General features: G+C 58.8%; 20 protein-coding genes and 1 pseudogene. 15 read left to right on the top strand and 6 right to left on the bottom strand.

What is annotated here, in order from left to right:
- Nucleotides 1-196: 196 nt before the first annotated feature.
- From rnc to pdxJ, 4 genes are all read left to right on the top strand, one after another.
- Nucleotides 197-886, top strand: coding sequence for a ribonuclease III (gene rnc, locus ACP7BE_RS17430; RefSeq protein ID WP_095001235.1), 690 nt, complete (start codon nt 197-199; stop codon nt 884-886).
- Complete coding sequence (era, locus tag ACP7BE_RS17425; RefSeq protein WP_095001236.1) at nt 879-1,781, top strand: GTPase Era; 903 nt, start codon at nt 879-881, stop codon at nt 1,779-1,781. Before rnc ends, era begins: the two co-directional genes overlap by 8 nt.
- A 162-nt stretch (nt 1,782-1,943) precedes the next feature.
- The gene (gene recO / locus ACP7BE_RS17420) at nt 1,944-2,633 is read left to right on the top strand and encodes a DNA repair protein RecO (RefSeq protein WP_095001237.1); all 690 of its coding nucleotides are present in this window, start codon (nt 1,944-1,946) and stop codon (nt 2,631-2,633) included.
- A gap of 51 nt (nt 2,634-2,684) precedes the next feature.
- Nucleotides 2,685-3,428, top strand: coding sequence for a pyridoxine 5'-phosphate synthase (gene pdxJ / locus ACP7BE_RS17415; protein WP_095001238.1), 744 nt, complete (start codon nt 2,685-2,687; stop codon nt 3,426-3,428).
- A gap of 87 nt (nt 3,429-3,515) precedes the next feature.
- Here the strand turns inward: pdxJ and mltF are convergent, their stop codons facing one another.
- Nucleotides 3,516-4,973, bottom strand: a complete 1,458-nt coding sequence (gene mltF, locus ACP7BE_RS17410; protein ID WP_095001239.1) for a membrane-bound lytic murein transglycosylase MltF — start codon at nt 4,971-4,973, stop codon at nt 3,516-3,518.
- A gap of 285 nt (nt 4,974-5,258) precedes the next feature.
- Between mltF and purL the strand changes: the two genes are divergently transcribed.
- The gene (gene purL / locus ACP7BE_RS17405; RefSeq protein ID WP_426106658.1) at nt 5,259-9,155 is read left to right on the top strand and encodes a phosphoribosylformylglycinamidine synthase; all 3,897 of its coding nucleotides are present in this window, start codon (nt 5,259-5,261) and stop codon (nt 9,153-9,155) included.
- 4 nt (nt 9,156-9,159) lie between these two features.
- On the top strand, nt 9,160-9,471 hold the full coding sequence (locus ACP7BE_RS17400) for a YqfO family protein (protein ID WP_095001241.1): 312 nt from the start codon (nt 9,160-9,162) through the stop codon (nt 9,469-9,471).
- A 72-nt stretch (nt 9,472-9,543) separates the two neighbouring features.
- Here the strand turns inward: ACP7BE_RS17400 and ACP7BE_RS17395 are convergent, their stop codons facing one another.
- The gene (locus ACP7BE_RS17395; RefSeq protein ID WP_426106656.1) at nt 9,544-10,110 is read right to left on the bottom strand and encodes a L,D-transpeptidase family protein; all 567 of its coding nucleotides are present in this window, start codon (nt 10,108-10,110) and stop codon (nt 9,544-9,546) included.
- A gap of 35 nt (nt 10,111-10,145) precedes the next feature.
- Nucleotides 10,146-10,703, bottom strand: coding sequence for an NUDIX hydrolase (locus ACP7BE_RS17390; protein ID WP_095001243.1), 558 nt, complete (start codon nt 10,701-10,703; stop codon nt 10,146-10,148).
- 145 nt (nt 10,704-10,848) lie between these two features.
- On the opposite strand from ACP7BE_RS17390, the gene ACP7BE_RS17385 reads away from it, so the two are divergent.
- From ACP7BE_RS17385 to purT, 5 genes are all read left to right on the top strand, one after another.
- Nucleotides 10,849-11,451 (top strand): CoA pyrophosphatase, encoded by a 603-nt coding sequence (locus ACP7BE_RS17385; RefSeq protein WP_095001244.1) that lies wholly within the window; start codon nt 10,849-10,851, stop codon nt 11,449-11,451.
- A gap of 40 nt (nt 11,452-11,491) precedes the next feature.
- Nucleotides 11,492-12,016, top strand: a complete 525-nt coding sequence (locus tag ACP7BE_RS17380; protein ID WP_095001245.1) for a gamma carbonic anhydrase family protein — start codon at nt 11,492-11,494, stop codon at nt 12,014-12,016.
- On the top strand, nt 12,013-12,222 hold the full coding sequence (locus ACP7BE_RS17375) for a DUF1289 domain-containing protein (protein WP_426106653.1): 210 nt from the start codon (nt 12,013-12,015) through the stop codon (nt 12,220-12,222). Before ACP7BE_RS17380 ends, ACP7BE_RS17375 begins: the two co-directional genes overlap by 4 nt.
- A gap of 177 nt (nt 12,223-12,399) precedes the next feature.
- A complete protein-coding gene (locus tag ACP7BE_RS17370; RefSeq protein ID WP_095018202.1) occupies nt 12,400-12,861 on the top strand; it encodes a VUT family protein in 462 nt (153 codons plus the stop codon).
- Nucleotides 12,862-12,947: 86 nt separating this feature from the next.
- Entirely contained in the window at nt 12,948-14,129 is a 1,182-nt protein-coding gene (gene purT, locus ACP7BE_RS17365) for a formate-dependent phosphoribosylglycinamide formyltransferase (protein ID WP_426106651.1), read from the top strand.
- 108 nt (nt 14,130-14,237) lie between these two features.
- Here purT and ACP7BE_RS17360 read toward each other — a convergent pair whose 3' ends face one another.
- From ACP7BE_RS17360 to ACP7BE_RS17350, 3 genes and pseudogenes are all read right to left on the bottom strand, one after another.
- Complete coding sequence (locus tag ACP7BE_RS17360) at nt 14,238-15,554, bottom strand: MFS transporter (protein WP_095001248.1); 1,317 nt, start codon at nt 15,552-15,554, stop codon at nt 14,238-14,240.
- A 257-nt stretch (nt 15,555-15,811) separates the two neighbouring features.
- Nucleotides 15,812-16,516: pseudogene (locus ACP7BE_RS17355) on the bottom strand (transporter associated domain-containing protein); the annotation flags it as partial.
- A 186-nt stretch (nt 16,517-16,702) separates the two neighbouring features.
- Nucleotides 16,703-17,515: a cytochrome C assembly family protein gene (locus ACP7BE_RS17350; protein WP_095001249.1), complete on the bottom strand. Its 813-nt coding sequence runs from the start codon at nt 17,513-17,515 to the stop codon at nt 16,703-16,705.
- Between the two features lie 208 nt (nt 17,516-17,723).
- Here ACP7BE_RS17350 and ffh point away from each other — a divergent pair, with 208 nt between their 5' ends.
- The 4 genes from ffh (at nt 17,724) to trmD (ending at nt 20,901) form a co-directional block, all read left to right on the top strand.
- Nucleotides 17,724-19,100 (top strand): signal recognition particle protein, encoded by a 1,377-nt coding sequence (ffh, locus tag ACP7BE_RS17345; protein WP_095001250.1) that lies wholly within the window; start codon nt 17,724-17,726, stop codon nt 19,098-19,100.
- A gap of 249 nt (nt 19,101-19,349) precedes the next feature.
- Nucleotides 19,350-19,601, top strand: a complete 252-nt coding sequence (rpsP, locus tag ACP7BE_RS17340; protein ID WP_095001251.1) for a 30S ribosomal protein S16 — start codon at nt 19,350-19,352, stop codon at nt 19,599-19,601.
- A 5-nt stretch (nt 19,602-19,606) separates the two neighbouring features.
- Nucleotides 19,607-20,146: a ribosome maturation factor RimM gene (gene rimM, locus ACP7BE_RS17335; protein WP_048363294.1), complete on the top strand. Its 540-nt coding sequence runs from the start codon at nt 19,607-19,609 to the stop codon at nt 20,144-20,146.
- A gap of 2 nt (nt 20,147-20,148) precedes the next feature.
- Nucleotides 20,149-20,901 (top strand): tRNA (guanosine(37)-N1)-methyltransferase TrmD, encoded by a 753-nt coding sequence (gene trmD, locus ACP7BE_RS17330; RefSeq protein WP_003440270.1) that lies wholly within the window; start codon nt 20,149-20,151, stop codon nt 20,899-20,901.
- Nucleotides 20,902-20,927: the final 26 nt, after the last annotated feature.

Genomic DNA, 20,927 nt, shown 5'->3' with positions numbered 1-20,927 from the left:
AGCGCCGATTGCTTTTCAGGTGTGCGAAACAAGTCGCGCGCCTGAGTATTCAGGATGTGGATTTGAACAAAGCGTTAAGTGTGACGGCGGCGAACAGCCTGTTCCCTGTCCATTTGCTATGCGATAAACGAGCATCACTGATCCCTAATATCGGTCCGGTGGTGACATTCGGCCACGAACTCAGCGTGGGTAAATCGTGAGTTTTTCTTTAGAACGTTTAGAGCGTCAGCTCGGCTACACCTTCAAAGACCAGGAACTGATGGTTCTGGCCCTGACACACCGCAGTTTCGCGGGGCGCAATAACGAGCGCCTTGAGTTCCTGGGGGATGCCATTCTCAATTTTGTTGCCGGCGAAGCCTTGTTTGACCGTTTCCCGCTGGCGCGTGAAGGCCAGTTGTCACGCTTGCGTGCGCGGCTGGTAAAGGGTGAGACCCTGGCAGTACTGGCCCGCGGCTTTGAGCTGGGCGAGTACCTGCGCCTGGGTTCCGGTGAACTGAAAAGCGGCGGATTTCGCCGTGAATCGATCCTGGCCGATGCCCTTGAGGCGCTGATCGGCGCCATTTACCTGGACGCCGGCATGGATGTCGCTCGCGACCGCGTACTGGCCTGGCTGGCCAGCGAGTTCGAGACGCTGACCCTGGTCGACACCAACAAAGATCCAAAGACCCGCCTGCAAGAGTTCTTGCAGTCGCGTGCCTGCGACCTGCCACGTTACGAAGTGGTGGATATCCAGGGCGAACCGCATTGCCGCACCTTCTTTGTCGAGTGCGAGATTGCCTTATTGAATGAAAAAAGCCGGGGACAGGGCGTGAGCCGTCGTATTGCCGAACAGGTAGCGGCCGCCGCAGCACTGATTGCCCTTGGCGTGGAGAATGGTCATGACTGATTCAACCGCAACTCGCTGTGGCTACGTTGCCATTGTTGGTCGTCCAAACGTGGGTAAATCCACACTGCTGAACCATATCCTGGGTCAAAAGCTGGCGATCACCTCGCGCAAGCCTCAGACCACCCGCCACAACATGCTGGGCATCAAGACCGAAGGCAACGTGCAAGCGGTCTACGTGGATACCCCGGGCATGCACAAGGGCGGCGAAAAGGCCCTGAACCGCTACATGAACAAAACCGCTTCGGCTGCGTTGAAAGACGTCGATGTGGTGATCTTCGTTGTTGACCGCACCAAGTGGACCGACGAAGACCAGATGGTGCTGGAGCGCGTGCAGTACGTAACCGGCCCGCTGATCGTGGCGTTGAACAAGACCGACCGTATCGAAGACAAGGCCGAGCTGATGCCGCACCTGAGCTGGCTTCAGGAGCAACTGCCGAACGCCCAGATCATCCCGATCTCGGCTCAGCACGGGCACAACCTTGAAGCCCTTGAGCGCGTGATTGCCGATCACCTGCCGGAAAACGAGCACTTCTTCCCGGAAGACCAGATCACCGATCGCAGCAGCCGCTTCCTGGCCGCCGAACTGGTACGTGAAAAGATCATGCGCCAGATGGGGGCCGAGCTGCCGTACCAGATCACCGTCGAGATCGAAGAGTTCAAGCAGCAGGGCAAAACCCTGCATATCCATGCCTTGATTCTGGTTGAGCGTGATGGTCAGAAAAAAATCATCATTGGCGACAAGGGCGAGCGTATCAAGCGTATCGGTACCGAAGCGCGCAAGGATATGGAGCTGCTGTTCGACTCCAAGATCATGCTTAACCTTTGGGTTAAAGTGAAAGGTGGCTGGTCCGACGACGAGCGCGCCCTGCGTTCGCTGGGCTACGGCGACCTGTAAGCACAGCATTACACCCCCCCTGTGGGAGCGGGCTTGCTCGCGATAGCATCAACTCGGAACTTCAGACAGGCCGAGTTGCTGCTATCGCGAGCAAGCCCGCTCCCACATTAGTTTTATGCTGTTCTTCCTGGCAGTGTTTGCCTTTTGAGATAGCTGACTTCCATGTCCAGTAAACCCCCGGCCCCCCAACTCGCCTACGTCCTGCACAGTCGCCCCTATCGTGAAACCAGTGCCCTGGTGGATTTCATCACGCCTCAAGGGCGCCTGCGGGCCGTGTTGCGCAGTGCGCGGGGCAAGGCGGGGACGCTGGCCCGGCCTTTTGTGCCGCTGGAAATCGAATTTCGCGGCCGTGGCGAGCTGAAAAACGTCGGACGCATGGAGAGTGCCGGGATTGCTACCTGGCTCAATGGCGAAGCGCTGTTCAGCGGCCTCTATCTCAATGAGCTGCTGATCAGGCTGTTGCCAGCCGAAGACCCGCATCCCGCAGTCTTCGACCACTATGCCGCGACGCTGGTGGCGCTTGCGCAAGGGCGCGCGCTCGAGCCTCTGCTGCGAGCGTTCGAATGGCGCCTGCTGGACGATCTGGGCTATGGCTTTTCGTTGACCCGGGACATTCAAGGCGAACCGGTGGCCAGCGATGGCATGTACCGTTTGCAGGTAGATGCCGGGCTTGAACGGATTTATCTGGTGCAGCCCGGTCTGTTTCATGGCACCGAACTGCACGCAATGGCCGAGGCTGACTGGACCGTGCCCGGAGCCTTGTCCGCCGCCAAGCGCCTGATGCGTCAGGCATTGGCCGTGCATTTGGCTGGTAAACCGCTGGCCAGTCGTGAGTTGTTTCGCAAGCCCTGAATAGACCGGTATGCTGTGCGCCGAATCGTCAACTCTTCAGGAGAGCCCCCCGTGACCCAAAGCAATCGCATTCTTCTCGGCGTGAACATCGACCACGTAGCCACGCTGCGTCAGGCTCGCGGCACCCGTTACCCTGATCCGGTCAAGGCAGCGCTGGATGCAGAAGAGGCGGGCGCCGACGGCATTACCGTGCACTTGCGCGAAGATCGTCGACATATCCAGGAACGCGATGTGTTGCTGCTCAAGGATGTCCTGCAAACGCGCATGAACTTCGAAATGGGCGTTACCGAAGAGATGATGCTGTTTGCCGAGCGCATTCGCCCGGCGCATATCTGCCTGGTGCCTGAAACCCGTCAGGAACTGACCACCGAAGGCGGTCTGGATGTTGCCGGGCAGGAAGCGCGGATCAAGGCAGCTGTCGAGCGGCTGAGCAAGATTGGCTGTGAAGTGTCGCTGTTTATTGACGCCGATGAGCGTCAGATCGAAGCGTCCAGGCGCGTAGGCGCACCGGCAATCGAACTGCACACCGGACGCTATGCCGATGCCCAGACCCCGACCGAAGTCGCCGAAGAGTTGCAGCGTGTCGCCGATGGCGTTGCGTTTGGCCTGGCTCAAGGGCTGATCGTCAATGCTGGCCACGGTCTGCATTACCACAACGTGGAAGCGGTAGCCGCGATCAAGGGCATCAATGAATTGAACATTGGCCATGCGCTGGTGGCGCATGCATTGTTCGTGGGCTTCAAGTCGGCAGTGGCTGAAATGAAAGCGCTGATTGTGGCTGCGGCCAAGGTTTAAAAACGGCTACGGGGATCATTCAATTGTGGGAGCGAGCCTGCTCGCGAAGCTCATTCGCGAGCAGGCTCGCTCCCACAGAATTGTGTTCTACAGCTGCGGCTCTTCTTTGGGCTTGGTCTTGTCGATGCCGGGGATATGCAGCTTGCTGTCGGCCGCCTGATCACCTTCGAGCTGTGGCTGCGTGGCCCAGGTCAGGATGTCGTAGTAACGACGGATGTTGGCCACAAAATGTACTGGCTCACCGCCGCGGGCGTAGCCATAGCGGGTTTTGCTGTACCACTGCTTCTGCGCAAGGCGAGGCAGCATTTTCTTTACATCAAGCCACTTGTTCGGGTTCAGGCCTTCTTTCTTGGCCAGCTTGCGTGCGTCTTCCAGATGACCGCCACCGACGTTGTAGGCAGCCAGTGCGAACCAGGTGCGATCCGGTTCCTGAATATCATCGTCCAGCTCGCTCTTGATCAATGCGAGGTATTTGGCGCCGCCCATGATGCTTTGCTTGGCATCCAGGCGGTTGGACACGCCCATCGCTTGAGCAGTGTTCTGGGTCAGCATCATCAGGCCGCGCACACCTGTTTTTGAGGTGACGGCGGGTTGCCACAAGGATTCCTGATAACCCATGGCTGCCAGCAGGCGCCAGTCGATCTGTTCTTTTTTGGCCGCTTCCTTGAAAAACTTTTCGTACTTGGGCAAGCGCTGTTGCAGGTGCTGGGCGAAGGTGTACGCGCCAACGTAGCCAAGGACATCGACATGCCCGTAGTAGCGGTCTTTAAGGCGTTGCAGGGTGCCGTTCTTTTCGACCTTGTCCAGATAGGCGTTGATCTCGTTGAGCAGGCTGTTGTCTTCACCGGCCGCCACTGCCCAGCGCTGGCTGCGTGCATCGCCCAGGTCAAAGGCGACGCGCACGTTGGGGAAGTACACCTGGTTCATCGCCACTTCGTTGGAGTCGACCAGCGTGAGGTCGATCTGGCCTTCATCGACCATGCGCAGCAAATCGACGACTTCGACCGCGTCGGATTCGTCGTACTCGATTCCGGGATACTGTTTTTTCAGTTCGGCCAGTTGCTCGGCGTGGGAGCTGCCTTTGAGGACCGTGATGCGCTTGCCGGCCAGATCCGCAGCAGAGGTGGGGCGGGACTGGCCGTTGCGGTAGATGATCTGTGGCGTGACTTCGAGGTACGGGTGGGAAAATCTGGCTTGTTGCAGGCGTTTCTCGCTGCTGACCAGTCCGGCAGCAGCCAGAACCGGGCCGTCAGGCTGGCCCAGTTGATTGAACAGTTCGTCCAGGTTGTCCGCGGTCTCGATTTTGAGCTCAACCCCAAGATCGTCGGCAAAACGCTTCACCAGCTCGTATTCAAAGCCGGTTTCACCATTGCGATCCTCAAAGTAGGTCGCAGGGCTGTTGCGGGTAATCACCCGCAGTACCCCATCCTCCTTTACGCGCTCCAGGGTGCTGGGTTTTTCAACGCAGGCACTGAGCATCAGGAAGAGTCCGGTTGCGAGCAGCCATTTGGCGCAGCGCGGGCGGATATCAGTTAGAGAAAACATCCGCGCAGTATACGCAAAGCAGCACGGGTGCCATATCTCGACAATTTCCAGTCATTCTGATATTGACCGCGAAAATCGCTCAAACCCTTGTAAAATGGGGGGTAGAGCTCTGTTTAAAGATCATAATCGAGCATCCGTTAAGCGGCTGATAGCTATAAAGAATAAGGCTTTGGTCGATTCGCGACGTCTGGTGCGCTTCAGGTGTGCCGTTTCGGGTGCCGTGGCGAACGGTTTAGGCTAGAATGCCCGGCCTCAAAGCATACCCCTCCCGAGGCTGTCCCGAAGATGTTGATCCTGCGCGGCGCTCCTGCCCTTTCTGCCTTTCGCCACAGCAAACTCCTTGCACAACTGAGCCTCAAGGTTCCGTCTGTCACTGGTTTGTATGCTGAATTCGCCCACTTTGCCGATACCACCGGTGAGCTGACCAGCGATGAACAGCAGGTACTGGCTCGTCTCCTGAAGTACGGCCCAAGCGTGCCGGTCCAAGAGCCGAGCGGCCGACTGTTCCTGGTGTTGCCGCGGTTTGGCACCATCTCTCCCTGGTCGAGCAAGGCCAGCGACATTGCCCGTAACTGTGGCCTGGCTAAAATCCAGCGCCTGGAACGCGGCATTGCATTCTATGTAGCTGGCCAGTTCAGCGATGCGGATGCCGAACTGATCGGCGCTGTATTGCATGACCGCATGACGCAAATCGTGCTGGGCGCTCTGGAGCAGGCTGCAGGCTTGTTCAGCCACGCCGAGCCAAAGCCGCTGACCGCGATTGACGTACTGGGTGGCGGTCGTGCCGCGCTGGAAAAAGCCAACGTCGAGCTGGGCCTTGCCCTGGCCGAAGACGAAATCGATTATCTGGTCAATGCCTTCAACGGTCTGGATCGCAACCCGCACGACATCGAATTGATGATGTTTGCCCAGGCCAACTCCGAGCATTGCCGCCACAAGATCTTCAACGCCAGCTGGGACATCGACGGCCAAAGCCAGGACAAGAGCCTGTTTGGCATGATCAAGAACACCTACGTGATGCACAGCGAAGGCGTTCTGTCTGCTTATAAAGACAACGCGTCGGTTATCGTCGGCAGTGTTGCCGGGCGTTTCTTCCCGGATCCTGAAACCCGCCAGTACGGTGCGGTGCAGGAGCCAGTGCACATCCTGATGAAGGTAGAGACCCACAACCACCCGACCGCCATTGCCCCGTTCCCGGGTGCAGCGACAGGCTCCGGTGGTGAGATCCGTGACGAAGGTGCAACCGGTCGTGGTGCCAAGCCAAAGGCTGGTCTGACCGGTTTCACCGTGTCCAACCTGCAGATCCCGGGCTTTGTACAACCGTGGGAAGTGCCGTACGGCAAGCCTGAGCGCATTGTTACCGCGCTGGACATCATGATCGAAGGCCCGCTGGGCGGTGCTGCATTCAACAATGAATTCGGTCGTCCTGCCCTGACCGGTTACTTCCGTACGTTCGAGCAGTCCATCACCACCCCCCGTGGCGAAGAAGTGCGTGGTTACCACAAGCCGATCATGTTGGCCGGCGGCATGGGCAACATCCGCGCCGAACACGTGCAGAAAGCCGAAATCACCGTGGGCTCCAAGCTCATCGTGCTGGGCGGTCCGGCCATGCTGATCGGCCTGGGTGGCGGTGCAGCATCCTCTATGGCCACCGGCGCAAGCTCGGCTGACCTGGACTTCGCTTCGGTACAGCGCGAAAACCCGGAAATGGAGCGTCGTTGCCAGGAAGTGATCGACCGCTGCTGGCAGCTGGGTGACAAGAACCCGATCAGCTTTATCCACGATGTGGGTGCTGGCGGTTTGTCCAACGCATTCCCTGAGCTGGTGAACGACGGCGACCGTGGTGGCCGTTTCGAACTGCGCAACATTCCAAACGACGAGCCGGGCATGGCCCCGCACGAAATCTGGAGCAACGAATCCCAGGAACGTTATGTTCTGGCGGTGGGCGTCGAAGATTTCGAGCGCTTCCAGGCGATCTGCGAACGCGAGCGTTGCCCGTTTGCCGTCGTCGGTGAAGCCACTGCCGAGCCGCAACTGACCGTGACCGACAGCCACTTCGGCAACAACCCGGTGGACATGCCACTGGAAGTGTTGCTGGGCAAGGCGCCGCGCATGCACCGTTCGGCTGTTCGCGAAGAAGAGTTGGGCGATGATTTCGACCCGGCACAACTGAGCATCGGCGAGTGCGTCGAGCGCGTTCTGCATCACCCGGCCGTGGCCAGTAAAAGCTTCCTGATCACCATCGGCGACCGCACCATCACCGGTCTGGTTGCCCGCGACCAGATGGTCGGGCCGTGGCAGGTTCCTGTGGCTGACGTTGCTGTCACCGCAACCAGCTTCGACGTGTACACCGGTGAAGCCATGGCCATGGGCGAGCGTACGCCGCTGGCACTGCTGGATGCTCCGGCATCGGGCCGCATGGCAATTGGTGAGACCCTGACCAATATCGCGGCTTCGCGCATTGGCAAGATCAGCGACATCAAGCTGTCAGCCAACTGGATGTCCGCTGCAGGCCACCCGGGTGAAGACGCCCGCTTGTACGACACCGTCAAGGCTGTCGGCATGGAGCTGTGCCCTGAGCTGGGCATCACCATTCCGGTGGGCAAGGACTCGATGTCGATGCAAACCCGCTGGAGCGAAGAGGGTACGGACAAAACCGTGACCTCGCCGCTGTCGCTGGTTGTGACCGGTTTTGCCCCGGTGCTCGACGTTCGCCAGACCCTGACCCCGGTACTGCGCATGGACAAAGGCCTGACCGATCTGATCCTGATCGACCTGGGCCGTGGCCAGAACCGCATGGGCGCCTCGATCCTGGCCCAGACCTACGGCAAGCTGGGCAAGCAGGCCCCTGACGTTGATGACGCAGAAGACCTCAAGGCTTTCTTCGCGGTGATCCAGGGCCTGAATGCCGATGGTCACCTGCTGGCTTACCATGACCGTTCCGACGGTGGTTTGCTGACCAGCGTGATGGAAATGGCCTTTGCCGGCCACTGCGGTCTGAACCTGACCCTGGATTGCCTCGCAGACAGCGCCAGCCAGCTCCCGGCCATCCTGTTCAACGAAGAACTGGGCGCCGTAATTCAGGTGCGTCAGGACGCGACTGCTGATGTGCTTGCACAGTTCAGCGCTGCAGGCCTGGGCGAGTGTGTCGACGTGATCGGCCAGCCGCTGAACAACAGCGAAGTCACCATCACCTTCAACGGTGAAAAAGTGTTTGTCGGTCAGCGTGGCGAGTTGCAGCGCCAGTGGGCTGAAACCAGCTTCCAGATCCAGCGTATGCGTGACAATGCGGACTGCGCACAGCAAGAGTTCGACGTGCTGCTCGAAGAAGACAACCCGGGCCTGACTGCCCAGTTGAGCTTTGACGTCAACGCCAATATCAGCGCGCCGTACATCAAGAAAGGCATTCGTCCGCAAGTGGCTGTCCTGCGTGAGCAGGGCGTCAACGGTCAGGTTGAAATGGCCGCGGCGTTTGACCGTGCCGGTTTCAATGCAATCGACGTACACATGAGCGATATTCTGGCCGGCCGTGTCGACCTGAACGAGTTCAAAGGTCTGGTTGCCTGCGGTGGTTTCTCCTACGGCGACGTACTGGGTGCCGGTGAAGGCTGGGCCAAGTCGGCGCTGTTCAATGCCCGTGCCCGCGATGCGTTCCAGAGCTTCTTCGAGCGCACTGACAGCTTCTCCCTGGGTGTGTGCAACGGTTGCCAGATGATGTCCAACCTGAGCGAACTGATCCCTGGCAGCGAGCTGTGGCCACACTTTGTGCGCAACCGTTCCGAGCAGTTCGAAGCCCGTGTGGCGATGGTCCAGGTTCAGGAGTCGAACTCGATCTTCCTGCAGGGCATGGCCGGTTCGCGCATGCCGATCGCCATTGCTCATGGTGAAGGTCATGCCGAGTTCGCCAGCGAAGAAGCCATGCTGCAAGCGGACCTGTCCGGTTCGGTGGCGCTGCGCTTCGTCGACAACCACGGCAAGGTCACGGAAAACTACCCGGCCAACCCTAACGGCTCGCCGCGCGGGATTACCGGCCTGACCAGCCGTGACGGCCGTGTGACCATCATGATGCCGCACCCGGAGCGGGTATTCCGCGCCGTGCAGAACTCGTGGCGCCCGGAAGAGTGGAACGAAGATGCGCCGTGGTTGCGCATGTTCCGTAACGCTCGTGTGTGGGTAGATTAAGAGCATGTACAAGCTCAGCTTTTTCGTTCCTCCGAGCCATGTGGACGTGGTCAAGGATGCCGTATTCGCTGCCGGTGGCGGACGGATCGGCAGCTATGACCACTGCGCCTGGCAGACCATGGGCCAGGGCCAGTTTCGCGCGCTGGACGGCAGCCAGCCGTTCATCGGGCAAACTGGTCAGGTCGAGTATGTGGGGGAGTGGAAGGTTGAGCTGGTCGTCGCCGATGATCTGATTCAGGCCGTGGTGGCTGCGCTCAAGCACAGCCACCCGTATGAAACCCCTGCGTACGAAGTGTGGCAACTGGCTGATTTCTAGCCACAAGTCATATGAAAAACCCGCTGAACCGTTACCGGTCAGCGGGTTTTTTGTTGCTCGTATGACAGCTGGCTATGGGCGGATTTCAACCATGGTGCCGTCTGGAACGAGGTTCCAGACTTCACGCATTTCGTGGTTTTTCATCGCGATGCACCCATCGGTCCAGTCCAGGGTATGGAACAGTTCCTCGGGGTTGTCTTCGCTGTCCGGGGTGCCGTGGATCATGATCATCGAGCCCGGGTTCAGGCCTTCACGCCGGGCCGTGGCAGCGTCGCTGATGTTGGGGTAGTTGATGTGCATCGCCAGGTTGAACTTGTCGCTTTTTTTGCGCCAGTCGACCCAGTAGATGCCCTCGGGGGTGCGTTTGTCCCCTTCGCGTACTTTTGGGCCCTTGGGTTGTTTGCCCAGGGAGATGCGGTAGGTCTTGACCGGTTTGCCGTTGCTGATCAGCTCCAGCTTGCGGGCAGACTTGATGACCAGCACCTTGTCGATATTCTGCCCGGCACGTACCGGAAGCGACGAAGGGGCGGGTTTCAGGACCTGGTTTTTATCAACGGGTTTGCCGTTTACGGTTATGACAACAGAGGCCTGGCAGGTAACGGCAAATGACAGGCATAGAGCAGCGAGCAACCAACGCATTAGAGGAACATTCCTGAGTTACAAGGCAAGCAGCATTATTTTTGGGCGGTCTTCAGGCTGGCCAGCGGTGCTACAGCCTCGCTGCGTACGGGGTAGTGAGCGCCCGGGCGGTCAGCGAAAAAGCATTCTAAGGTACGGCTGACCGTGCGGAAAGCCAGCTCTGACCAAGGGATGTCGACTTCTTCAAACAGGCGCACTTCCAGGCTCTCTTCACCGGCTGCGAAGTTCGGGCCCAGCAGGTCGGCGCGGTAGAAAATATGCACCTGATTGATATGCGGCACATCGATCAGGGTGTAGATGGCCAGGTTCTCAACCACGGCACAGGCTTCCTCCAGGGTTTCGCGTCGGGCCGCGTTTTCAACCGTCTCGCCGTTCTCCATAAAGCCTGCGGGCAGTGTCCAGTAGCCTTTGCGCGGTTCGATGGCGCGACGGCACAGCAGCACTTGTGTGCCCCACACGGGCACGCAACCGGCGACAATATTGGGGTTTTGATAATGAATGGTCTGGCAGTGGTCGCAGACATAGCGCAGGCGCGAATCGCCTTGCGGGATATGCTGGCTGACGGAATGGCCGCACTGGCTACAAAATTTCATGCTGTGGTCTCTGGCTCGTTGCCTATCTTGGGGGTTGAGGCGGGCTCGCGGCAAGTGTGGTCTGGCGGGCTGCGACACTGTAGGACTTGGGTGCCCGGTGCGATTTGGTGCATGATGCCCGATAAGTGCCGGATCGAGATGACCTATGCTGGACGAGCTGCTTGGCCGTGTGAGCCGCTATACCCCACGGACGCTGGAAACAGAACGGAATTACCCGGAAGCTGCGGTGTTGTTGCCGGTCACACGCAGTTCTGAGCCTGAGCTGATTCTCACCCTGCGTGCCAGCGGGTTGTCGACCCACGGTGGTGAAGTGGCTTTTCCGGGCGGTCGCCGCGACCCGGAAGACCCCGACCTGGTGTTCACCGCCCTGCGTGAGGCCGAAGAAGAAATCGGCTTGCCGCCGGGGCTGGTCGAGGTGATCGGGCCGCTGAGTCCCTTGATCTCGTTACACGGTATTCGCGTAACGCCTTATGTCGGTCTGGTCCCGGATTACGTTGAGTATCTGGCCAATGACGCCGAAATCGCCGCGGTATTCAGCGTGCCGCTGGAGTTCTTCCGCCAGGACCCGCGTGAGCACACTCATCGCATCGACTACCAGGGCCGTAGCTGGTACGTGCCGAGCTACCGTTTTGGCGTGTATAAAATCTGGGGGCTGACGGCAATCATGATCGTGGAGCTGATGAACCTGCTCTATGACGACGTCAATATCAACCTGCATACCCCGCCTGAACGTTCCATTCCAATTTAGAGCCGTCAGCAGACGGCCACGCCTGCCTTGAGGACATCCCATGAAATACCGCCTGGGCGACTCGTTCGTCGAAACCCATCCCGAAAGCTGGACCGCACCCAATGCCACCCTGATCGGCAAGGTGCGCCTGGAAGAGGGCGCCAGTGTCTGGTTTAACGCCGTGTTGCGTGGCGATAACGAACTGATCCTGATCGGCAAGCACAGCAATGTGCAAGATGGCGCGGTGATGCATACCGACATGGGCTATCCGCTGACCCTTGGCACGGGCGTGACCATCGGTCATAACGCCATGTTGCATGGTTGTACGGTGGGCGATTACAGCCTGATCGGTATCAATGCGGTGATCCTCAATGGCGCGAAAATCGGCAAGCATTGCATCATTGGCGCCAACTCGTTGATTGGCGAAGGTAAGGAAATTCCGGACGGCTCGCTGGTCATGGGATCGCCGGGCAAGGTGGTACGTGATCTGACGGATGAGCAGAAAAAATTGCTGGAAGCCAGCGCGGCCCACTACGTCAAGAACGGCCAGCGATATGCCCGTGACCTTCAGGTGCAAGAGCAATGACAGAAGCAGATCGCCCGGTCGCCTCGCCCTGTGTGAATATCTGCGCGCTGGACGACGACGATGTGTGCAGTGGCTGCCAGCGTACCGTGGCGGAAATCACCCGCTGGAGCCGCATGACCAACCCGGAGCGCCGCGAGGTGCTAGTGCTGTGCCATGAGCGGGCCAAAGCCAGTGGTGTGGTGTGGATGTTGGGTTCCGGTAGCTGACAACGCTTCTTTATTGTGTGAGCGGGCTTGCTCGCGATGCAGGCGCCACGGCCTGTCAGGCAAACTGCGCTGATGTCATCGTGAGCAAGCCCGCTCCCGCAGGGGGATGTCGCGGGTACAAAATCGACTGCGACTCAAGTACCCTGTGCGCCTTATTTAGAGGTGTCGCCCGCTGCCATGCTGTTTCTTGTCGCTTATATCGCCAGCGTCGTGCTGATCAACTACGCGTTTTCCACTGCGCCGCACCTGGACATCATCTGGTCAGCCTGGGGTGGCCTGGTGTTTGTATTGCGCGACATGGTGCAAACCCGATTCGGTCACGGTGCCCTGCTGGCCATGCTGGCGGCCCTGGTGTTGTCGTACGTCACCTCCGATCCTTCCATTGCACTGGCCAGCGCCACTGCCTTCGCCGTGTCCGAGTGCATCGACTGGCTGGTCTTCAGCATCACCAAGCGGCCTTTGCATGACCGCTTGTGGATCAGCTCTGCGCTGAGCATCCCGATCGACACCTTTATCTTCTTCGGCATGATCGATGCCTTCACCCCTGGCGTGATCATTACCGCCATGGCCTCGAAATTCGCCGGCGTCACCTGCGTATGGCTGGCAATGGCCTGGCGTTTGCGCAAAGCCTCGGTCTAGTCATGTAAAATGCCGGCCTTTGTATCCCCCTGCAGGCGCTGGCTTGGTCAGTGCCTTCGATGATTTTGTTTCCTTGAGGACCTGAAATGACCCGTATCGGAACTCCACTGTCGCCCACTGCGACCCGCGTCATGTTGTGTGGCTGCGGTGAGCTGGGCAAAGAAGTTGTCATCGAATTGCAGCGCCTGGGGGTCGAAGTGATCGCCGTCGATCGCTACGCCAATGCACCTGCCATGCAGGTTGCCCATCGCAGCCATGTGATCAACATGCTTGACGGCGCCGCCCTGCGTCCCGTCATCGAAGCAGAACAACCGCACTTTATCGTTCCGGAAATCGAAGCCATCGCCACCGCCACCCTGGTGGAGCTGGAAGCTGAAGGTTTCACCGTTATTCCGACGGCGCGTGCCACGTCGTTGACCATGAACCGCGAAGGCATTCGTCGCCTGGCAGCCGAAGAGCTGGACCTGCCAACCTCGCCGTACCATTTTGCCGACACCTTTGAAGACTACAGCGCCGCCGTGCTGGATCTGGGTTTCCCGTGCGTGGTCAAGCCGGTGATGAGTTCGTCAGGCAAGGGCCAGAGCCTGCTGCGCAGTGCTGAGGAGGTAAAGGCTGCGTGGGACTACGCGCAGGAAGGCGGTCGTGCGGGCAAGGGTCGGGTCATTATCGAAGGCTTTATCGACTTCGATTACGAAATTACTTTGCTGACCGTGCGCCATATTGGCGGTACCACGTTCTGCGCACCGGTTGGTCACCGACAGGAGAAGGGCGATTACCAGGAATCCTGGCAGCCACAAACCATGAGCCCGATTGCTCTGGCCGAGTCCGAGCGTGTCGCCAAGGCTGTTACTGAGGCGCTGGGTGGTCGTGGTCTGTTTGGCGTTGAGTTGTTTATCAAGGGCGATCAGGTGTGGTTCAGCGAAGTGTCGCCGCGCCCGCACGATACCGGCCTGGTGACATTGATTTCTCAGGATCTGTCGCAGTTCGCATTGCATGCTCGCGCCATTCTCGGCCTGCCGATTCCATTGATTCGTCAGTTCGGGCCATCGGCTTCGGCGGTGATTCTGGTAGAAGGCCAGTCGACCCGGACGGCATTCGCCAACCTGGGTGCTGCCCTGAGCGAACCGGACACCGCATTGCGCCTGTTCGGCAAACCAGAGGTCAACGGCCAGCGTCGCATGGGCGTGGCCCTGGCTCGCGATGAGTCGATTGAAGCAGCTCGCGCCAAAGCGACCCGCGCGGCCAAGGCAGTGGTTGTAGAGCTGTAAAAACCATTGTGGGAGCGGGCTAGCTCACGATTCAATTGCCCCGGTACATCTGATGTATCGAGGCGTTGCAATCGCGAGCAAGCCCGCTCCCACAGGTTAAGTGTTTCTTCAAGCCACCTTGTTCAGGTCAGCCTCTTTCGTTTCCTTCAGGCACAGCACGGCAATCAGGCTGAGAATCGCTGCGCCCGACACGTACCCGCCTACCCAGCTCAACCCCCCCATGCTCACCAGCTTTTGCGCAAAAAAAGGTGCAGCGGAAGCTCCGACAATGCCACCCAGATTGTAAGCCGCCGACGCGCCGGTATAGCGCACGCGGGTCGGGAACAGTTCAGGGAGCAGGGCACCCATCGGGGCAAAGGTCACGCCCATCAAAAACAGCTCGATGCACAGGAACAGCGCCACACCCCAGGTGGTGCCGTGGGTGAGCAGAGGCTCCATCAGAAAACCTGACAAGATCGCCAGCACGCCACCGACTATCAGCACCGGCTTGCGTCCATAACGGTCACTGGCCCAGGCCGACAGAGGTGTGGCCGCCGCCATGAACAGCACGGCAAAACACAGCAGGCCGAGGAAGGTTTCGCGGGTATAGCCCAGGGTGGCGACGCCATAGCTCAGGGAAAACACTGTCGAGATATAGAACAGTGCGTAACACACCACCATCGAAGCGGCGCCCAGCAGCATCGGTGCCCAGTATTGGCTGAAGAGTTCGACGATGGGCATTTTCACCCGCTCGTGCTGTGCCACGGCCTTGGCAAACACCGGTGTCTCTTCCAGCTTCAGGCGTACATACAGACCCACCATCACCAGCGCTGCGCTAAGCAGGAAGGGGATGCGCCAGCCCCAGGAGCGGAACTGCTCATCGCTCAGGCTCATGGCCAGAATCAGAAACAGGCCATTGGCCGCCAGAAAACCGATCGAAGGCCCCAGTTGCGGAAACATGCCATACCAGGCGCGCTTGCCCTTGGGGGCGTTCTCGGTGGCCAGCAATGCCGCGCCGCCCCATTCGCCACCCAGCCCCAGGCCCTGGCCGAAGCGCAGCACGCACAGCAGGATCGGGGCCCAGGCGCCGATCGTGGCGTAGCCCGGCAGCACCCCGATCAATGTGGTGCACACGCCCATCAGTAGCAGTGAGGCCACCAGGGTGGATTTGCGTCCGATGCGGTCACCGAAGTGGCCAAACAGGAATGAGCCCAGCGGGCGGGCGAGAAAGGCGATGCCGAAGGTCAGAAACGCCGACAGCATTTGTGCGGTACCGGATGTCTGCGGAAAAAATACCGGGCCTATCACCAGTGCAGCGGCGGTGGCATACACATAAAAGTCGTAGAACTCGATGGCCGTGCCAATAAAGCTGGCCGTGGCGACGCGGGTGGCGGAGTTGGCCGGCTTGTCGGGCGTAGCTTCGCTATAGGTTGTGCTGGAGGTCATGCGTATATCCCTGACAGTTATGAGCCCTGTGCCGATGTCCGCTTTGGCGGTGCGACATGGCGAGCAATTTTTATGGTCGTTGGCCCTGAGGGATAACAGGGTGCAAGCGCAGTTCAGGATGGGAACGTACGCAGGTACTGCGTCATACAACGCGCCGACAGCGCTGGGTGCGGGTAACACGCGTGTTGGCGAGGCTTGGGTAAGCGATGATGATTATAGGGAGGCCCGCTCAAATGTAACAAGACCTTGCGCGGCGATTAAACCGCGGGCTTGACGCTGTTGTGCCAGATCAGTACGCGGCTGACGCGGTTTTCTTCGGTCTGGAGGATCTCCAGGCGATAGCCGCCGATTTTCAGGCACACGGTGGTCTCGGGGATGGTTTCCAGCGCTTCGGTGACCAGGCCATTGAGGGTTTTCGGGCCGTCGCAGGGCAGGTGCCAGCCCAGGGCCTTGTTCAGCTCGCGAATGGAGGCTGCACCATCGACAACATAACGGCCGTCGGGCAGGGGGTCGATATGGGGGTTATCGATATTCTGCTCGTCTTCGAACTCGCCGACGATCTCTTCGAGGATGTCCTCAAGCGTCACGATGCCAAGCACTTCGCCATATTCATCGACCACCACGCCCAGGCGGCGCTGCTGCTTGTGGAAGTTAAGCAGTTGCAGTTGCAGCGGGGTGCTTTCGGGGATGAAGTAAGGTTCGTGGCAAACGGCCAGCAGTGCTTCTTTGGTCAGGCTGGCGTCGGGCAGCATGTGCTGGATGTGGCGGGTATTGAGGATGGCTTCGACCTGGTTGATGTCGTTGTGAAACACCGGCAGGCGTGTGCGCGAGGTCTGGCGCAACTGCTCAATCAGGTCTTCGATCGGTTCGTCGAGGTTCAGGCCTTCGACTTCGTTGCGCGGGATCAGGATATCGTTGACCGTGATGTTGTCCAGCGCATGGATGCCTGATAGCAGGGCCGGGCGGCTGTTGGGCTGCTCGTCCTGTTGCTGGGGAGCCTCCTCTCGCAGCTGCTGGGCGTTGGTGCGCCTGGCGCGGGCACTGCTTTTGCCCAGTATAAAGCCGATAAATACAGCGGCTCCTGCGATCAATAGTGCCGAAATTGTCAGAATCGGCCCAGGGGGCAAGCTATCCATAATTATCGCCCGTCAGATATGCAGAATGTATTCACGAACCAGCTTGCTGCCAAAGTAGGCCAGCATCAGCAGGCAAAAACCGGCAAAGGTCCAGCGGATGGCCTTGTGACCGCGCCAGCCGAGGTGGTGACGGCCCCACAGCAACACGCTGAATACGATCCAGGCCAGGCAGGCCAGCAGGGTCTTGTGCACCAGGTGCTGGGCGAACAGGTTGCCCAGAAACAGCCAACCGGAAACCAGGGACAGCGAAAGCAGCGACCAGCCGGCCCAGAGAAAGCCGAACAGCAGGCTTTCCATGGTTTGCAGTGGCGGGAAGTTCTTGATCAGGCCCTTGGGATGCTTGTGCTTGAGCTGATAGTTCTGCAGCGACAGCAACAGCGCCTGGAACACCGCAATGGTGAACATGCCATAGGCCAGAATCGACAGCAGGATATGCGCGAGTATGCCTGGCTCTTCATTAATGACCTGAACCGTGCCGGGCGGGGCGAATTCGGACAGCAGTACTGTCAGCATGCCCAGCGGGTATAAAAGCAGCAGCAGGTTCTCGACCGGTATGCGGGCGCAGGCCGCCAGGGTCACGGTAATCACGGCCACGGCAATCAGGCTGGCTGCACTGAAGAAGTCCAGTTCAAGGCCTGCAGGCGTCATCAGGTGGGTGAACAGGCTGGCGGCGTGGGCGAGTACGGCAAGAATGCCGAGCGTCACCAACAGGCGTTTGTTTGCCTTTGCGCCCTGGCGCAGACAAGAGCCCTGATAGAAGGTCGCAGCGGCATACAAGCAGGCGGCGGCGAGGCTGGGTAGCAAACTGGGTGACAAGGGGAGCATAAATCCTGTTAGGCAAGCCCGAAAGGACTGAGTTTGGCATACAACCGCCTGTGCACGAAAGACCACATAAGCCGACGGCATGGTGTCGGACACGGCCAGTCTTCGCTATAATCCGCGACCTGCCCACGCCGCAGGCTCGCCGAGCATCAGTTTTACACGGGCTGGGCCGCAATAACCCCGGTCTACTTTGGGCCTGAAAGGATCGCGCATGTTTGAAAATTTAACCGACCGTCTTTCGCAGACGCTGCGCCATGTCACCGGCAAGGCCAAGCTGACCGAAGACAATATCAAAGACACCCTGCGTGAAGTACGCATGGCGTTGCTGGAAGCCGACGTGGCTTTGCCAGTGGTCAAAGACTTCGTCGCTGCGGTCAAAGAGCGCGCTGTCGGCACTGAAGTGTCGCGCAGCCTGACGCCGGGCCAGGCGTTTGTAAAAATTGTTCAGGCTGAACTTGAAAGCCTGATGGGCGCTGCCAACGAGGACCTGGTCCTTAATGTCACGCCGCCAGCCGTTGTATTGATGGCCGGTTTGCAGGGCGCTGGTAAAACCACGACTGCCGGCAAGCTGGCGCGCTTCCTTAAAGAGCGCAAAAAGAAAACCGTGATGGTGGTCTCGGCCGACGTTTATCGTCCGGCTGCGATCAAACAGCTCGAAACCCTGGCCAATGAAGTCGGCGTAACCTTCTTCCCGTCCGACCTGAGCCAGAAGCCGGTAGACATCGCTCGCGCCGCCATTGCGGAAGCCAAGCTGAAGTTCATCGACGTGGTCATCCTCGATACCGCAGGTCGCCTGCATATCGATGCCGAGATGATGACCGAGATCCAGGAGCTGCACGCGGCCGTCAAGCCGGCAGAAACCCTGTTTGTCGTCGACGCCATGACTGGCCAGGATGCGGCCAACACCGCCAAGGCGTTCGGTGATGCATTGCCGCTGACCGGGGTGATCCTGACCAAGGTCGACGGTGATGCCCGGGGTGGTGCGGCGTTGTCCGTGCGAGCCATTACCGGCAAGCCGATCAAGTTCATCGGTATGGGTGAGAAGAGCGATGCGCTCGAGCCGTTCCACCCGGATCGTATCGCTTCGCGCATCCTCGGCATGGGCGACGTGCTCAGCCTGATCGAGCAGGCCGAACAGACCCTCGATAAAGACAAAGCCGACAAACTGGCTAAAAAGCTTAAAAAAGGCAAAGGCTTCGATCTCGAAGACTTCCGCGACCAGCTGCAACAGATGAAGAACATGGGTGGCCTTGGCGGCCTCATGGACAAACTGCCGAACATGGGTGGTGTCAATCTGGCGCAAATGGGCAATGCCCAGGGCGCAGCTGAGAAACAGTTCAAGCAGATGGAAGCCATCATCAACTCCATGACCCCGGCCGAGCGCCGCGACCCTGAGCTGATCAGCGGTTCGCGCAAACGCCGGATTGCCATGGGCTCCGGCACTCAGGTGCAGGACATCGGCCGCTTGATCAAGCAGCACAAGCAGATGCAAAAGATGATGAAAAAATTCTCCACCAAAGGTGGGATGGCGAAAATGATGCGCGGCATGGGCTCGATGATGCCCGGCGGCGGCATGCCAAAAATGTAATTTACCCGCCCGGACGCTTGCGTCCGGGCAACTCGCAGCAATGCGAGACACCCGGCAAACCCGCACTGTGCGGGAGCTGACCTGTCACCATTCGTGGTGACCTAGTTGCAAGTCTGTACGGCATGCCGATAGGCGCCAGAAAAAGACATTTGCAAAAGTCCGGATATTCCTTAGAATATGCGGCCTTTCGGGCACCTATGCCCGCTGTGCCTTTAGATTTGCAGCACCGACTACAGGAACGATGTTCACATGCTAACAATCCGTCTTGCCCTTGGCGGCTCCAAAAAGCGCCCGTTTTACCACTTGACCGTTACCGACAGCCGTAACCCACGTGACGGTTCCCACAAGGAACAAATTGGTTTCTTCAACCCGGTTGCCCGTGGTCAGGAAATCCGTTTCTCCGTTAAAGAAGACCGCCTCGCCTACTGGCTGAGCGTTGGTGCTCAACTGTCTGAGCGTGTTGCTCAGCTGGTTAAAGAAAACGCTAAGGCTGCGGCCTGAGCAATATGAGCGTGACGCCTGAAACTGCTGATGATTTGATCGTTATCGGCAAAATCTACTCGATTCACGGCGTGCGCGGCGAAGTGAAGGTTTATTCCTTTACGGATCCAATTGATAACCTGTTGGACTACAAAAAACTGACGCTTCGGCGCGGTAATGATGTACGACAGGCAGAGCTGGTCAGTGGCCGTTCTCATAACGGCAAGTTTCTGGTTGTAAAGCTCAAGGGTCTCGATGACCGTGATGAAGCTGGTCTTCTTCGTGAATTCGAAATCTGCGTGCCGCGTAACCTGTTTCCTGAGCTGACCGACGGCGAGTACTACTGGTACCAGCTGCAGGGACTGAAAGTGACCAACCTTGAAGGGCAATTGCTCGGCAAGATTGTTGACCTGATGGAAACTGGCTCGAACGATGTCATGGAAGTCAAACCTTGCCCAGGTAGCCTGGATGATCGTGATCGCTTGTTGCCCTATACAGAGCAATGCGTGTTGAGCGTCGACCTTGCAGCTGGCGAGATGAAGGTGGATTGGGATGCGGACTTCTAAGCGTGGCTAAATTGCGCGTAGAAGTGATCAGTTTGTTTCCCGAAATGTTTTCCGCCATCAGCGACTACGGCATCACTAGTCGTGCGGTGAAACAAGGGCTCTTGCAGCTGACTTGTTGGAACCCGCGAGACTACACAACGGATCGGCATCACACTGTGGATGATCGCCCATTTGGCGGTGGTCCGGGCATGGTGATGAAGATCAAGCCTCTGGAAGATGCACTGGTTCAGGCCAGAGAAGCAGCCGGAGAGGCGGCGAAGGTGATTTACCTGTCGCCCCAAGGCCGTCAACTGAATCAGTCGGCGGTACGCGAGCTGGCGAATGAGGAAGCATTAATCCTTATTGCAGGTCGTTATGAAGGCATTGACGAGCGTTTTATAGACGCTTATGTCGATGAAGAGTGGTCAATTGGTGACTATGTACTCTCTGGTGGCGAGCTGCCGGCGATGGTTCTGATTGATGCGGTTACACGACTGCTGCCTGGAGCTTTAGGGCATGCGGACTCCGCGGAGGAAGATTCCTTCACGGATGGTCTGCTGGATTGCCCGCACTACACCCGACCGGAGGTGTATGCGGATCAGCGTGTTCCCGACGTATTGCTTAGTGGCAATCATGCACACATCCGGCGTTGGCGTTTACAGCAGTCCCTTGGGCGGACCTTTGAACGACGCGCCGATCTTCTGGAAAGCCGCTCGCTTTCTGGAGAAGAGAAGAAGCTGCTCGAGGAATACATCCGCGAGCGGGACGATAGTTAACAACGTATCGATGGTAGATCAGTTGA

Source organism: Pseudomonas sp. TWR1-1-3 (genome assembly GCF_049896805.1).
GTDB lineage: Bacteria > Pseudomonadota > Gammaproteobacteria > Pseudomonadales > Pseudomonadaceae > Aquipseudomonas > Aquipseudomonas bubulae.
Note: the sequence above shows the minus strand (reverse complement) of the source record. Positions and strands in the feature narration are given on the sequence as shown.

What these genes read in the sequence shown, in the direction of transcription:
- recO (WP_095001237.1), top strand. Translation starts at nt 1,944, where the DNA reads ATGTCCAGTAAACCCCCGGCCCCCCAACTCGCCTACGTCCTGCACAGT.
- ACP7BE_RS17380 (WP_095001245.1), top strand. Translation starts at nt 11,492, where the DNA reads ATGAAATACCGCCTGGGCGACTCGTTCGTCGAAACCCATCCCGAAAGC.
- ffh (WP_095001250.1), top strand. Translation starts at nt 17,724, where the DNA reads ATGTTTGAAAATTTAACCGACCGTCTTTCGCAGACGCTGCGCCATGTC.
- ACP7BE_RS17375 (WP_426106653.1), top strand. Translation starts at nt 12,013, where the DNA reads ATGACAGAAGCAGATCGCCCGGTCGCCTCGCCCTGTGTGAATATCTGC.
- ACP7BE_RS17395 (WP_426106656.1), bottom strand. Translation starts at nt 10,110, where the DNA reads ATGCGTTGGTTGCTCGCTGCTCTATGCCTGTCATTTGCCGTTACCTGC.
- ACP7BE_RS17370 (WP_095018202.1), top strand. Translation starts at nt 12,400, where the DNA reads ATGCTGTTTCTTGTCGCTTATATCGCCAGCGTCGTGCTGATCAACTAC.
- rpsP (WP_095001251.1), top strand. Translation starts at nt 19,350, where the DNA reads ATGCTAACAATCCGTCTTGCCCTTGGCGGCTCCAAAAAGCGCCCGTTT.
- purT (WP_426106651.1), top strand. Translation starts at nt 12,948, where the DNA reads ATGACCCGTATCGGAACTCCACTGTCGCCCACTGCGACCCGCGTCATG.
- ACP7BE_RS17360 (WP_095001248.1), bottom strand. Translation starts at nt 15,554, where the DNA reads ATGACCTCCAGCACAACCTATAGCGAAGCTACGCCCGACAAGCCGGCC.
- ACP7BE_RS17400 (WP_095001241.1), top strand. Translation starts at nt 9,160, where the DNA reads ATGTACAAGCTCAGCTTTTTCGTTCCTCCGAGCCATGTGGACGTGGTC.
- ACP7BE_RS17350 (WP_095001249.1), bottom strand. Translation starts at nt 17,515, where the DNA reads ATGCTCCCCTTGTCACCCAGTTTGCTACCCAGCCTCGCCGCCGCCTGC.
- rimM (WP_048363294.1), top strand. Translation starts at nt 19,607, where the DNA reads ATGAGCGTGACGCCTGAAACTGCTGATGATTTGATCGTTATCGGCAAA.
- ACP7BE_RS17385 (WP_095001244.1), top strand. Translation starts at nt 10,849, where the DNA reads ATGCTGGACGAGCTGCTTGGCCGTGTGAGCCGCTATACCCCACGGACG.
- mltF (WP_095001239.1), bottom strand. Translation starts at nt 4,973, where the DNA reads ATGTTTTCTCTAACTGATATCCGCCCGCGCTGCGCCAAATGGCTGCTC.
- era (WP_095001236.1), top strand. Translation starts at nt 879, where the DNA reads ATGACTGATTCAACCGCAACTCGCTGTGGCTACGTTGCCATTGTTGGT.
- ACP7BE_RS17390 (WP_095001243.1), bottom strand. Translation starts at nt 10,703, where the DNA reads ATGAAATTTTGTAGCCAGTGCGGCCATTCCGTCAGCCAGCATATCCCG.
- purL (WP_426106658.1), top strand. Translation starts at nt 5,259, where the DNA reads ATGTTGATCCTGCGCGGCGCTCCTGCCCTTTCTGCCTTTCGCCACAGC.